The 14,209-nt window shown below is 48.2% G+C and carries 11 protein-coding genes; 5 read left to right on the top strand and 6 right to left on the bottom strand.

Features of this window, described 5'->3' with window-relative positions; translation table 11 throughout:
- Nucleotides 1-394 precede the first annotated feature (394 nt).
- From PsAD26_RS14645 to PsAD26_RS14625, 5 genes are all read right to left on the bottom strand, one after another.
- Entirely contained in the window at nucleotides 395-1,414 is a 1,020-nt protein-coding gene (locus PsAD26_RS14645; RefSeq protein WP_208985704.1) for an EpsG family protein, read from the bottom strand.
- Nucleotides 1,415-1,449: 35 nt separating this feature from the next.
- Nucleotides 1,450-2,349, bottom strand: a complete 900-nt coding sequence (locus tag PsAD26_RS14640; RefSeq protein WP_063311035.1) for an ATP-grasp fold amidoligase family protein — start codon at nucleotides 2,347-2,349, stop codon at nucleotides 1,450-1,452.
- A gap of 6 nt (nucleotides 2,350-2,355) precedes the next feature.
- Nucleotides 2,356-3,654: an oligosaccharide flippase family protein gene (locus tag PsAD26_RS14635; protein ID WP_063311034.1), complete on the bottom strand. Its 1,299-nt coding sequence runs from the start codon at nucleotides 3,652-3,654 to the stop codon at nucleotides 2,356-2,358.
- Between the two features lie 81 nt (nucleotides 3,655-3,735).
- A complete protein-coding gene (locus tag PsAD26_RS14630) occupies nucleotides 3,736-4,329 on the bottom strand; it encodes a polysaccharide biosynthesis/export family protein (RefSeq protein ID WP_208985703.1) in 594 nt (197 codons plus the stop codon).
- Nucleotides 4,330-4,494: 165 nt separating this feature from the next.
- Entirely contained in the window at nucleotides 4,495-5,604 is a 1,110-nt protein-coding gene (locus tag PsAD26_RS14625; protein ID WP_084403680.1) for a glycosyltransferase family 4 protein, read from the bottom strand.
- 947 nt (nucleotides 5,605-6,551) lie between these two features.
- Here PsAD26_RS14625 and PsAD26_RS14620 point away from each other — a divergent pair.
- The 4 genes from PsAD26_RS14620 (at nucleotide 6,552) to PsAD26_RS14605 (ending at nucleotide 11,785) form a co-directional block, all read left to right on the top strand.
- Nucleotides 6,552-7,163 (top strand): sugar transferase, encoded by a 612-nt coding sequence (locus PsAD26_RS14620; RefSeq protein ID WP_063311033.1) that lies wholly within the window; start codon nucleotides 6,552-6,554, stop codon nucleotides 7,161-7,163.
- A 253-nt stretch (nucleotides 7,164-7,416) separates the two neighbouring features.
- Nucleotides 7,417-8,667 carry an outer membrane beta-barrel protein gene (locus PsAD26_RS14615; protein ID WP_063311032.1) on the top strand — a complete coding sequence of 417 codons (1,251 nt, stop codon included), beginning with the start codon at nucleotides 7,417-7,419 and terminating at the stop codon, nucleotides 8,665-8,667.
- Nucleotides 8,668-8,672: 5 nt separating this feature from the next.
- Nucleotides 8,673-10,886, top strand: a complete 2,214-nt coding sequence (locus PsAD26_RS14610; RefSeq protein ID WP_063311031.1) for a polysaccharide biosynthesis tyrosine autokinase — start codon at nucleotides 8,673-8,675, stop codon at nucleotides 10,884-10,886.
- A gap of 206 nt (nucleotides 10,887-11,092) precedes the next feature.
- Nucleotides 11,093-11,785, top strand: a complete 693-nt coding sequence (locus tag PsAD26_RS14605; protein WP_208985702.1) for a hypothetical protein — start codon at nucleotides 11,093-11,095, stop codon at nucleotides 11,783-11,785.
- Between the two features lie 102 nt (nucleotides 11,786-11,887).
- Here the strand turns inward: PsAD26_RS14605 and PsAD26_RS14600 are convergent, their stop codons facing one another.
- Nucleotides 11,888-13,168 carry a DsbA family protein gene (locus PsAD26_RS14600; protein WP_063311029.1) on the bottom strand — a complete coding sequence of 427 codons (1,281 nt, stop codon included), beginning with the start codon at nucleotides 13,166-13,168 and terminating at the stop codon, nucleotides 11,888-11,890.
- 211 nt (nucleotides 13,169-13,379) lie between these two features.
- On the opposite strand from PsAD26_RS14600, the gene PsAD26_RS14595 reads away from it, so the two are divergent.
- A complete protein-coding gene (locus PsAD26_RS14595; RefSeq protein WP_063311028.1) occupies nucleotides 13,380-14,192 on the top strand; it encodes an IclR family transcriptional regulator in 813 nt (270 codons plus the stop codon).
- Nucleotides 14,193-14,209: the final 17 nt, after the last annotated feature.

Genomic DNA, 14,209 nt, shown 5'->3' with positions numbered 1-14,209 from the left:
CTTGTAAGCAGATGCACGCACGGAACCAGACTAAGCATCCCAATTCGCTCAGTTCAATCAGCAGGCGCTCTTATCCAACACAATTAGAAATTTGTAAGCACCGCTGATCGGATCTGACTGCATTCGTAACGGTTTACGACTTGAACGCAACTTCAGTTCAAAGTCTTATAAACCGCATCCCCTCTTCACTCGCTAAAGTCGCAGGCAAACAAGAACGTGGCAAATACATATGCTGTATATTGGTATTCGGCGCTGTTATGGCCGTGTTTATTGAAGACCTACATTTTATCTGGATGATCATCTTGGATGAAACATCATCGTTTGTCCCGATGTGAAAATCTGCTTCAGTACGGCATTATGACAAAACCGGACTGCTCCAAGATAGGCCGTTCCCTCACAATTGAGTCATTTTATAGGGCACCCAAAAATCAGCCAGTTCACTCGTGTATAGCCAATAGAACTGTGTCAGAAACAGATAGGCGCAAATAAGAGCTGCTGCAGAAAACCTCAATGCGTATCCGCGTATTTGAGAGATGATTATTGGGTAGAATAGAATTTGAACTGGGAGGAAGTACTTTCCGATTCTATCAACGATTACAGCAGAGGGAAGCATCGGCAATAGTAGAAGTGAAAATACGGCAATCCATGCCATCAAGTTCATAACCTTGTCGAACTTTTGGGGAAGTTTCACGTTTTTTCTGATAAGTAGGAAACCAGCCGCAGGCAAAGCGTTAAATAGTAATCTTATCAGTGCGCCTCGAGATCCGGCAGACGTTTCAACATAACGCAAAACGTAGACACCGATACGATCTGCCAACAAGAACTCCACTAGGAGCGCACAGATGGCCAATATCGCTGGATATAGCAAGATTCGATTTTTTTGCGCGAGTACGAGCCAAAATATCAGGCACATAATCGCGGTTCGATGAAATAATGCTCCCATCAAAATGCAGACTACGAATGTCCACACGCGATCTCGCGCCAGAAATGCAAGTCCAATCAAGATGAATCCGAGCGCAGTGGTTTGACGCACGTGGTCCATTGCCATGATCGTCACGATGTGCGGCATTGCAACTGCAACAGCAAGCCAAGGATAAGGCGTTAGAGCAGCGAACATCACTAGTCCAACAACCAGAACCACAGCGCAAAAGAAAAAGACACCAGTGATGCCCAACCCCATCTGATCGGAGAGCCAGTTCAAAAAACCATAACCGGCATCTGTAAAGGCCATTGCTTGTATAAAAGGTAATTCAGTTATCAATTTGAAGATGTAGTTGTACTGTATCCAGTCTTTTCCAACCTCAAAACGAAAACCTATAAAAACGCTCAAGGCAATCGCAAAGGACGCCAGCAAAGCCCAGCTTACGACAGATGTGCGTCTGTCAAAAACGGACAGCATACTACCTGAATACACAACCCCACTCATGATGACGTATGGCCACATAGGTCTTATGCCTTTCGCTTTTGCATTCCAGCTGTGTGGTCGGCAGAAAAGCCGACTTTCCTGATTTGCCTCCCCAACTGAGCATCTCCTTCTGCTGGAGAAAACCGCTCAGCACCATTTCCAGGGAAGAACGTCATCTCGCCTAGTTTGAGGCCCTTTGGCATGAAATAGAAATCGACGCGAACAAACCCGAAGCCTTTTGACAGCTGACGTGCTGCCTCAAGGGCTTGACCAAGCAAGGCTGGCTTGCGCATTGGGACCGGATTGCGCTCATAGCACATTGAATAAGGGAGAAGTTGCCAACTCGTATCATACAGTTGGCGCGTGTGATGGGTGTACCGGCCATGATCGACCTGAACAGCAAAAGGCTCACCATTTGCACAAAAGAACTTGAAGTCCTTAGGTGGATTGCCTGTTTCATCACGTAGTAAAGGCTCTACGATAATCCGTTTGCTAAGTCCTTTGTAGTTAGGTTCACGGCTTCGCTTGTAATAATCCTCTGAGAACCAACTACGGAAAATCTCCAAGTCTTCCATGGAGAAGGCTCGACCGTTCTGGGCAGTCCTGATTAAAGCTTCACCACTGCCATGGGTGGACTTGGCAATAAGCTCACCTTCGAAATGAAACGCTTCAATATCCCAAGTATTTTTAAATACGCCGAGCGTTGGTACAATCAGATGCTCCATGCCAATCTCAGCGAGCCATTTTTTGACTTCGGCCTTGTCGGTCACCCGACTTGCGAGTGCAAGGTCCCCCCGAAAATCCCATTTTTGCGCAAGGATATGCTCGTTAAAACTGCTTGGTTTCCGCGGGTTCGGAAAATATCCCAAGCGTTTCCGTGCGTTTAAGACAGAAAGTGCGTTATCCCAGAAATGTCCGGTTGGAAGGAAGTTTTGTAGCTTCATGAGCTGTCACTCCTGGTCACGAGGTGAGAGTGTTAGATAAGAAAGTCGCCACACTCCGCAAGCTAACCAGCGAAGGCCCAGTGACCATGAAAGAATGGCTGCAGAGGATGCAATCGCTGCACCGTTGATGCCTAGATACGGGATCAACGTCGCGTTTGCAGCAACGGAGAAAACACCCGATGCAAAGAAGATCCAAGCTGTGCGCTTCTGGTGTCCTTGCATATAAAGCGCTTGCATAGTTGCTCCGTTTGCGGCCACAGCCAGATTAGCAGCGCAAAGGATGAGCATCACCGGATAGGCCGCGAGATACTCAGGACCCGCCAGTAATCTGATGATTACATCTCCCCAGACTGCGAGTGTCACAAGAGCCAGCAATCCAAAAGCAACTGAGAAGATTACGCTTTTGCGTAGGTATCCTGAGATCTTAGATGGTGCAGCTGCTTTATCTGCCGTTGCCAGATATGGTGAATAAAGATGGCCAATCGCTTGCATGCCGAATGTGACAAGTACTGATGCCTGAGCGGCGATGCGGTAGATTCCAGCCTCTTTTTCTCCGGCAAGCACACCCAGAAGTATCGTGTCGATCTGCCGATTGAAGATCAGAAGTCCAGTCACAATCGCAAAGGGAGCGACGAGGTGTAGCCATTCACGGCCACCCATACGGTCTTCTTTTGGGACCGATAGCAGGTTGTGAAGATATGGGCGGGAAAGCAGCAGACTCATAACAGTGATAGCGATCGCGGCTGCGATATAGGCTGCAACAGCCAACATCCAGCCTTGCGCCTGCATTTGCTCCGTCAAAAGAAACGCTGTCGCCAAGACTAACAATGGCACAAGAACGGTTCCAACAAGGATCGCAGCGTTTGGCCGGAAGCTGCCACGCAGGACCCCTTCCATCAAGCCCGTGAGGCACAGGAACGGAAGAGCCAGTGAGAAGAGTGCTACACTTACAACAAAGGCATTCGCGTTTTCACTCAATGCCACAACTGTCCAAAGACAGACGATCGGCACGCCTGCATAAAGGAGAGACAAGCGAAGTCCGGTTGCCAGCAGAGGTCCTGCCTGTTCAGCTCCACTTCGTTCACGAGCAATAGCCACATGCTTCGTGATCAATGTCGATGCGCCGTTTTTGATCGGGATTGCCAGTAACATTATTGTTGCGAGCCCGAACGCAAAGACACCAAAAGCCGAAGGTCCAAGTATTCGTGCCAGATAGATGGTCATGGCAGCACCGGCCAACGCCTCAGTGCCTTTGAGGGCCAGAACCTTGATGCCAGCCTGATGTCTGAGCAGGCGAGCGATCATAGCTGTAGCCCCTTTTCGGAACACCTGCGCCGTACTGACATCGGAGTGAAGTGCTGTATTTTCATTTTGATTAGCACGGGACTAGAAATATCTCTCTGGAATACGAATGCTATCACCAGGGCGCAGATAGAGCCGTGCACCTGTCAGGTTCACTGGCACTTCATAGTTGCTGCCAACTGGCCGAATGAAGATGTTGGATGTATTCGCACGATAAGAGTATCCGCCCGCAACAGCGATGGCGTCCTGAAGGGTTAGTCCGTTCTTATAGGAGTACTCTCCTGGCCGTGCGACTTCCCCCTGAATGAAGAATGGACGTGAACTGATAACCTCCAGGCTCACACGCGGCTCCTTCAGATAGCCATCTTTCAAGGCGGTGACGATGCGGGTTTCCAGCTCTTTTACGCTGCTGTTGCCAGCGGGAATATCACCAATGAGAGGCAGATCGAGTTTCCCTTGATCATCGACAACAAACTCCCCTGAAAGATCAGGCTCTCCAAACACCATGACACGCAGTTTGTCGCTTGGCCCAAGGCGATACACCTCCGGCTGCGAAAAGACGCGACCAGATGCCATCTGGCTTTGCGTGTTATGTTCTGCGAACTCGCCCGAAGCGCAGCCCTGCAGAAGGCCGAGGATAACAAGACCTGTTAAGCCATTGAGCAGTTTTTGCTTCACACCAATTCCCTTTTCTTCTGCCTTACCTCTCTTTCGTCGTGCGCCAGGCGCGGTTGCGAACCAATGCGCGTCAAGAAAGAGTAAGCCGATGATTTTACGTACCAAAGTTGATCTGGACTGGACTTTAAAGGCCCTCTGAAACTCATATGTAACTGAGATTTTGACCTAAGCCGTTGCCTGCAAAATTGAGGTATAGTGATCAACCACTATTCTCTCATCAAAGGTCTGTTCAGCCTTTTTGCGCGAGGCATGCCCCATCTCATTTATCGCGGTCTCACTCATCAAAAGAAATTGCCGCATTGCAGTTTCAATTGATTGCGTGCTTCTTGGCTCACAGAGGAAACCATTTTGGCCTTCATCAACCACATCCTTACATCCTGGAATGGTTGTTGTGATGATCGGGCGGCCCATCGCAGCTGCTTCAAGCAGCGACCTTGGTGTGCCTTCCCGATAGTACGAAGGAAGAACAACACAGTCGGCATCAGCTACAACTGGACGAACATCCTTTACTGATCCTAGGTATTCAACAACGCCGTCGGCCGTAAGCGTCTCCATATCGTCTTCACTTAATGCACCGGCCTTTCCGGAGCCTGACGGCCCTAGTAAGACGAAGCGGGCATCGGGGAAGTTGGGAGATAGCGCACGAGCCGCTTCAACAAACTCCAGAACCCCCTTCTCGCGCAGCATGCGTGCGACGAGTGTAAAAGTGCGGCGATGACTGTTGCCGGGAAGAGCGGTTGAGTGGAAACTCGTAAGATCGACACCTGACCCAGGCAAAAGACAGGCCTGCTCTTTGGAAATCAGGCCTGTTTTGACAAAAAAGGCAAGGTCTTCCGGATTTTGAAGGAAGACCCGTGGGCACCTGCGAAATGCAGATCGATAGAGCCCTTTGATCAAACGGGCAAACAGATCATCACGATCAAAGACGCTGCCCATCCCGGTGATATTCGGGACAAACGGAATACCGAGCAAGCGCGCAGACAAGGCCCCGTAGATGTTGGGCTTGATTGTAAAGCCCAGTGCGGCATCAGGTCGATATCGTCGTGTAATCCCGAAAATTCGCAGGAGCAGCTTTAGTTCAGCAACAACGGAGGTGCCGGTGGCATCCATGGGGAGCTCGATGTATGTCACACCCATTTTCTTGAAATCTGGCGTGTAGTCATCGCGAGGGGCTGCTGCAATGAGGTCATGCCCTTCTCGCAACAACTGCTCAATCAAAGTACGCCGGAAGTTGATTAGTTTAAAGCTGCTGTTGGCAACAAGAAGTATTCGCATTTGTCTTGTTCAATCAAGTAAACTAGGTATAACAACAAACCAACCTGCCCCTGCGCCTCAACCATTCAGAGCGACTGAGTAACTCAAGTAACAAATTGGATTCTGATCCATGCTGGCCTGCGCTGCAGTGCCTATGCACGATTGCTGTAAGATTAAATTTTTACTGAACATTCCCAGTGAACACTTGACACCCAAAGCAACCTAGGACGTAAATATTTTACAAAAAGCAATTAAGTCAATTCAATAAAATGATTTTGTAAAGTATTGTGAGGATTACGCAAATTGAAATCTAACTTAATAAATTGCCATTACTATTTCATTCTAATTGTAGTAAATTAACTACTATATCACAGCGAATTTACTCTTAACATGTCTCACAAAAATTCTGTGAAATTGAGACGGTAGCTTGAGTTTTTAAGGCCTGTAAACGTGCATATGCATTTTAATTCCTATATTATTGAAGCGCAAAAACGTATGTTTCCCGCCAAAAAATACGCAAAATACAACTGTGCGACATTTTACGGAAATTTTATGAAACATACCTCAACCTTATTAAAGTATATATTAGCTAAAACTCTTGTACAATCGTAGATTAAAATAGTTAAACTATTATAAGTATATTTATAAATTAAGTTATGTGACAATCTATATTAATCATATTGACTTTATTACTTGGAATCAAATACCTATCCCAATTGAAATCAGAATAGCATTGGTAAGGATTCTACGAAAATTCTAATCAATGCGATGCGTAGATCTGGTTTTCTGTTGCGTCATTCAGCTAGTGGTTGAGCTTTGCAGGGGATATAGGCAAAGCAAGACTGGTCTGCAGTATCGCTAACAGTTCGTGAGATAGCTCTTCTGAGGGTGTTGGGGGCTTGCTCAAATTGAGACCATGGCGGGATGAAGTATTTATTTCCGTGAGCGATAGTAGTTAGAAGTGCACCATGATTAGAATATTCGATGTAGTCTTTAGTTTTGCTATCTTGCTGATTGTATCACCCATCATGATCTTGGTAGCTATCTTGGTACGCACCAGGCTGGGCAGCCCAATCATTTTCAAACAAGATCGTGCAGGACTGAACGGTGAGGTCTTCCAGATTTACAAGTTCCGGAGCATGACTGAGGAACGTGATGCATCTGGCAAACTTCTTCCGGACGATCGACGATTAACTTTGTTCGGTCGTATCTTACGCGCAACGAGCATTGATGAACTTCCAGGTTTCCTGAATGTTTTGAAGGGTGAAATGTCTGTTGTTGGACCACGTCCTCAACATGCTGGCTTTTTGAAGCACTATTCGAAGCGCCAGATGATGCGTCACTTTGTGAAACCGGGAATTACTGGTTGGGCACAGGTAAACGGACGCAATAGCATCGATTGGGATTCCAGGTTTGAACTGGATGTTTGGTACGTCGAGAACAAGAGTTTTTGGCTCGACATGAAAATCATCTTCATGACCATGATCATCGTTCTGCGTAGAGAAGGTATTAGCGCTGCAGGGCACGCAACCATGCCTGAATTTCGCGGCAGCCAACTTTCAGTTTCGCAGAAAGACTGAGCTTTACGAGGAAAAGAGTGGCTAGAAACCGTTCTTTTCCTCGGTGATGAGGTCAAATTCGTTCAAGCAGCGCCCTAAGCATGCAGGCGCTCAGAACATCACTTTCATCTCATTAAGCACGACATAAACACATCGAACCAATACGAGCCCTTCTCGTCGATCCGGGCCCGTCACAGAACAAAAAACAGCAGCGGAAAATGAGTTCCAATCAAATGTGTAGCGTAAAGATTTATCTGTTGTCCTTGGTGCTTGCATGAATGGCGCGAAATTCACTTTTGCAGCCTGCATGGCCGTCTCAGCTTTTGATGCTGCGGCGGCTTCAGACCTTTCCAACGCTCTATTGCAAAACGGAGGTGGGTATAGCCTCCGCTCGCACCCGGAATACAACGCTCATGGTATTCGGCATGCGAACTGGATTTTCATGCCATCACTGACCTCCGGCCTCTCTTTCGACAGCAATCTCTATAAAACAAAAGATCATCAAGAGAGCAGCATGGTGGGTCTCTTTGCGCCTGCACTTTCGATCAATTCTGAGATGTCGCGTCACCGCATCCACTTCGGCTTCTCCGGGCAACGTAAGCAGGCATTTTCTAATTCGGATGCCTCCACGTTGTCAGGTCGTGCTTCAGCTGGAGCGCAGCTTGAAATCCTAAAAGACTTTGCTTTGGATTTCGGCACCAACATTGAATCAAGACAGTATGGGTTGGGTGATGCGGATGGTTCTTCAGAAGCGAAACACGGCGTAAGACGTGATGCTTATTCCGCTTCCGCCCGGATTTCAAAGGTCTTCAATCGTCTCAGATTCATTGGCGGCGGCTCTGTAAATCATTACAACTACCATGACGTTGAAGCCAAGGATGGCGGGACCATCGATCAAGATGCACGCGATGGCACACGGTATAATCTGCTTGGCAAAGTCAATTATGCCTTTTCTCCCGGGTTCAGTGCTTTTGTCAGCACGGAGTATGATATTCGCGATTGGAAGGCGACTGGCACAGAAAATCGAGACTCACATGGATTTGAATTTCTGACAGGTCTGGAACTGGATAAGCGCGGCAATCTGCACGGTGCTGCAGGTATTGGTTACCTCAGGCAAGATTATGATCTGGGCAGCCGTGGAGACATCTCAACATATTCCTTCAATGTTGATGTGCAATGGATGCCCTCTCCGCTGCTGGTTGTAAACTTCGACGGACGTCAAGCGGTAGAGGAAAGTTCACTTGACGGATATCTTAGCAAGCTCACTTCAACCGCCAAAGTTTCGCTGGATTACGAGCTCCGGCGGAACTTTGTCATTTCACCAATTTTCTCTTTCAAACGTGAAGACTTCGCAGGCACCAGCCGCCGCGATGATACACTGCGTGCGAGACTGGAAACAAAACATCTCATCAACCGCAACCTGAAGTTCGGTGCCTACTATGACTTTGAGCGGCTCAAGTCTACTGAAGCTGCAAGCAGCTACAGCCGGCATCTGATAGGGATCAACGCAAGAGTAGAGTATTGAGATCCATGCAAAATTCCCTAGCATCGAATGCCACACCAGAAGACACGATCAATCTTCGACTGGTTTTTCAGTATTTGCGCAACTATTGGGCGCTGGTCCTAGGTGTCACTGGTGTTGTCACCATCCTTGGCGTCACTCTTGCGTTTTTTGCTGCGCCTAAATACACGGCAGTGACTTCTGTTTATATCGAGACACGCGCGGAAAATGTCGTTGATGTGAAAGCAATTCTCAGTGGGTTTGGCTCTGATAACAAACTTTTGCAAAGTCAGATTGAAATCATCGGGTCAAATGGGGTTGCAAAGCGCGTCATCAATGATCATGACTTGGAAAATTCAGCAGAGTTTCGGCAGGTTCCTTCTTATCTGGCGGAAATTTTAGAAAAAATTACGGGGGAACCTCCTGCAACAACCAGCCTTGAACAAAGGGTTCTCGATGGACTTCATGTTACTTTGAACCGTAATACAACGGTTGTTGACCTCTCCTATCAGGCAGGCACTCCAGAGATGGCAGCTGAGTTGGCAGATGGGTTTGCTGAGGCATATCTGGCTGACAAACTGGCAACCAAATTTGATTCAATTCGCCAGGCAAGTGAGTGGCTGAGCATCCGGTTGGCCGAGCTTGGTGTAAAGGTCCGCAGCTCTGAGCAAGCAGTTGAACAATTCAGGAATGAGTTCAACTTGCAACTCGCAGGTAGCGGAACGATCAACGAAAAGCAGATCGCGACGCTGAACCAGCAACTCGTGTTTGCACGCACTAAAACAGCTGAATCTCAGGCAAGAGTAGATCAGATTGAAAAAGTGCTTGTTCGTGGTGGCTCTACGTCTTCTTTTGCCGATGCAGCTCAATCGGCTGTGATTACCCAGCTGCGCGCTAAAGCTTCTGAAGTGGAACGTAAGGAAGCAGCTCTTACTGTAAAATACAGCCATAAACACCCGGCTGTGGTGAGTGTTCGCTCGCAGTTGACTGATCTTCGGGCGCAAATCGAGAAAGAACTGCAGCGTATTGTGGACACCGCGCAGAATGAGCTGGCCGTCGCGCAACGACGTGAGGCTTCCATCGCAGGTAGTCTTGAAGAACTGCGTGATGTCACCAACACAGAAAATCATGCCCAAGTGTATCTGCGTGAGTTGGTCCGAGAGGCTGCTGCAAACAGAACTCTCTATGAATCTTTCCTTGCACGTCTCAAGGAAACTCAAGAATTTGAGAAGATGAACTCTGTCAGTAGCCGTATTTTGAGTCCTGCAGAGATCCCAAGCAATGCAAGCTTTCCCAACAAGAAACTCTTCCTTCTTGTCTCTGCAGTTTTGGGTTTAATCATTGGCACAGCACTTGCCCTTCTCATTGAGCAGTTCGACAACACGCTGAAGTCAAAAGAAGACGTTGAAAAGCGCATTGGTCTCCCCCTCTTCTCTCAGGTGCCATTGATTGATGGACATGCATCGGCTTCAAGGCTCAAAACTTTCTTCAGTTTTTTTGGAAGCAAACATGCAAGCACTGCACGAGGGGCTAAAAACAACGATGCATTGAGTAATGAGATCACTCATTTTGCATCAGAAAACCCACTGAGCCATTATGCAGAATCCATTCGCGAACTGCGGTCACGGGTCAAATTCTCTCGCTTGGACAACCCAATCAAGACATTGCTGATTACCTCAGCTATTCCGGGAGAAGGCAAATCCACCATCTCACGCAATCTGGCTCACTACACTGCCAAGGCTGGTGAGCGGGTGCTGTTTATTGATGCAGATATGCGACGTCAGATTTCTGCAGATGCACCGGGAGATCAAAAGGAAAAAAGCCTTGCGGATGTCCTGACAGGAAAAGTGACCTTTGCTGAAGCTACCAAACATGAAGAAGGTTCAAACCTTTACTACCTGCCTGCTCCAAGCCACAGGGAACTTTGGGAAACAGCTGAGCTGCTCTCTTCCAAAGCAATGAAAACGCTGCTGGATGGTGCAAGTAAGTCTTTTGATCTGGTCATTATTGATAGCCCGCCGACACTGCCACTGATTGACAGCCGCGTGCTTTCTCATGTTGTTGACGCGACCGTGCTGGTTGCATCATGGAACCACACTGACGGCGGTTTAGTTGAGCAGGCAAAAGAACTCCTAGACCAAACACCAGGAAAAACACTCGGAGTTATTTTGAACAACTTCGATGTGAGTAAAGCCAAACTCAATAAGCATCAGGCTTCTTACGGGTATGGCTACTACAAGTGACTTGAGCTACTGAAGTAGTGAAGCAACGTTGTTCTCCATGGTCTTGCACAACAGATCATGGAGAACGCTCTCGACTCTCTCAAACCGCGATTTATCAGTGCGTTATTAAGCAATCTTCTGCCACGCCAACCTACTACACATTGCGTCATAGCTTATTTGTGATGTAGGAAGCGGCATGCTCGGCTCTTATGATCAGGGGATGCACCTTGTCTGAACAAATCGAAAATGCGGCCAGAAAACTGGCTGATCTCTTTGACACTTCCAGTCCTCTTTTTCCAACAGCCAGCGGTTCGCCAAAAGCGTTTGCAAATGGCTTAGAGGATGCGCAAAAGCGCATTGAAGAGCGTTTTAATGCGTTATGCGAGCTGGTTGCATTGCTTGATCGCGAGACTGAAAAGAGTGACTTGGCACAGGGTGCCGCGATTGATCTGTTCCAGTGCTCCGGCTTTTTCTATCTGGCATTGATGCAATACTCTGAAAACCTGCCAAACTCTCTGCTAATGGCAGGCTATGACATTTCCGTTGGCCGTATGCCTCCGGTTGTCTCAAAGGCTCTCAAGCACGTTTCCTTTACGATGAAGAGTGCTGTTGCAGAAGATATCACCTTTATGTGCCCTCACCTTTCTAACCTCACAGAAACAAGTGAGTTTGAAGGACGTGCGCAGGTGATTTTGGATAAAGTTCTGGCGCAAGCTATTGCTCGCACCGCTCATGCGATTTCTTCGCTGGAAGAAAACGAAAAGCTCGACGGTTATGAAGTCACTGAGGAGGATAATGCTCTGCAGTCACGTTGTCAGGTTTGTGTCGAGTTGCTTGCAAAACTCGTCAAGCATTCTGCCAAACCACGTGAGCATGCGGAACGCCTCAACGAGTTCCAGGCCTTCCTCGGCAACGCGTAAACGAGCTTTCTTAATCAAACCATGGGATTCTTCTACATCCCATGGTCACTATAGTGTTTCTTCTCAGTTTGCAGCTTAATGCACGCTTATTAAAAACGTCGGCTAGTTTTCGGCAGCCACAGTGGCATCGCATATAGCGTTTTCTAGGGCCCAGAGGCGGTCCTGCCCCCATATACCGGTGGTCCCGATGCGAAAGCTGGGCACACCCCAAAGTCCGAGCTTTGTGAGCTCCTTTCGGTTCTTCTCTGTTTTTGCGCGCCAGTCTTCATTATCGACCACCAGACGCGCCTGCTGCCAATCCAGACCGGCCTCTGAGAGGATGCGTGACAAGCCTCTGTCAGTGCTTGCATCAACACCCTTCGCCCATACGTTGGTCATGAAGGAACTGCAAAACTCTCTAAGCTTGCCATTTTTCTCAGCAAAGTTGAGAAGTGAATAGCCTCGCTCGATTGCTGTTCCCAATGGGTCGCAAATTCGGCCAAATGGAATAGCATGCAAGCGGGCTTCGCGCGCGGCATCAGCCAATATGTATTTTCGTTTCATCGGTGGCACTGGTAGGCCACGCATGACCATGGGCAGGACGGGGCGAATGTTCAGCTTTACCCCATGCCGATCAACTAGCGCGCATGTACGATCAAACGCCAGATAGGAGTATGGGCTCCGGAACGAGAGAAAGAAATCAATCGTCATATGCGTTGGAGGTGTATCAGCATACTCTTTTTGCGTAACTGCTGGTGCTAAGTTGGAGGCAGAAGGCCCAAGTCCAAGTTCATGTAAACGATCCTGGAGATAGTGGAGCCGGTCGATGCCCCAGTACCATTCACCGCCATAATAGAAAGTTGCGCCAAGATAGTGCCCGTATTCTGCCAAAAGTGCATCACCACAGGTTTTGGCATGATCAGCCTTTTCACCGCTTCCTGAGGGTTGGATTTTCTCTCCAGACCACAATTTATTGCTTATTTCCAGAAGCTTGCTCACGCTAGTATCGTCGGCGAGCACCGCTGCCATCAATATTTCTGCCTGGGTTATTTGATCCTTATCCGGGGCATCAAAATGCCCGCCTGCAAGTCCGTAGTGTTTAGCAAGGAAGGTTGCGTCTGTTCGTGCGTACGCTTCCAGCGCAGACCTTTCGGGTACTGCCCAATCTGGCGGACCTGAGATCAGATGGATCTTCAGCATGACTGCATAGAGCCTTTGAAAGTCCCCAAGTGCTTGTAGCGTCAGGTGAGCGTATGGATCTGCAACATGATGAAAATAGTGGACTTCATGCCCCTCACCGCGTCGGCTGCGTTGTTTTTCAAAGGAGCTGCGTTTGCGCTGCACTCTGTTTTCACTCGTAATGTATTCTGCAATTCTCGACTTTATTGCTGAGCGAAAAGACATTGAGACAGCTCCTTCATCCAAAAATGAGGTGCAACGTTAACCTGCAATTTCTTTTGCCGCAACGAGACGCTTGATAGATCTCTGCGGTATCAGAGACGTATATTCGCATGTCGTAAGCCGCTGAGATCCGCTCTCACCCTGTCAAATCTTACGGATTGTCGGATAATCTTTTCTCAGAATACGCTTCAAACGTCCATTATGTGAGAATCTCATGCAGGAACGTTTGATACAGCTGCTGGAATCTGTTGCTGGAGCCGCTAAGCCGGTCAGCGCGAACGACCTTGCGCAGATGACTAAGCTGCCTAGAGCCACGATCTATCGAAATCTGTCGTCTTTGCTCCAATGCGGTTTTCTGGATGAGGTGGAGGATGGCAAACGGTATGTTCTGGGTATCCGGTTCATCAAAATTGCCCTCACCGGAAAATCAGAGTCTCATGTCATCAAGGCTGTCTCTGCCATGATCCACCGGCTTGTCATTGAACTTGGGGAGACGGCTTTTCTGGCACGATATCGTGGTGGCCGGGTTGACCTCATCCATGTTGAACCGCCCAGTGATCCATCGATATCTTATATTTATCCGGGCCTTGGGATCAGACCTGCTCATGCATGTTCCTCCGCCAAAGCAATCGCTGCTTTTATATTGCCAGAGCTGCGTGATGAACTGCTGGAAACCGAGCGTGTTCAATTTACGCCTGACACTCTTATGGCCACCTCTGACATTGCAACAGAGCTGCAAAACGTACGGCGTGACGGGTATGCGCTTTGTGATGGCGAGATTGATGATGGTGTCACCAGCGTTGCCGTCCCCATCATGGTTGACCGGCTTGGAGCACTCTTCAGCATGGGTGTTGTCGGTCCCTCAAACCGAATAAAGCCCCGGCTTCACACAGATATTTTACCTCTGCTCAAAAAAGAAAATATACGCGCAGCAGCTGCCATTCAGCACTGCTCAATTGTTGATGCCGAAAGAGCAAATTTAGTGGCTCTTACCGGCGAGTTGGAGGCAATTCGAAATACTCATTAATTGATTTCTATGGGAGG

The sequence above is a fragment of the Pseudovibrio sp. Ad26 genome, assembly GCF_001623285.1.
In the GTDB taxonomy this organism is placed as follows: domain Bacteria; phylum Pseudomonadota; class Alphaproteobacteria; order Rhizobiales; family Stappiaceae; genus Pseudovibrio; species Pseudovibrio ascidiaceicola.
The sequence above is the reverse complement of the archived record's forward strand: the minus strand, read 5'-3'. Positions and strand labels throughout refer to the sequence as shown.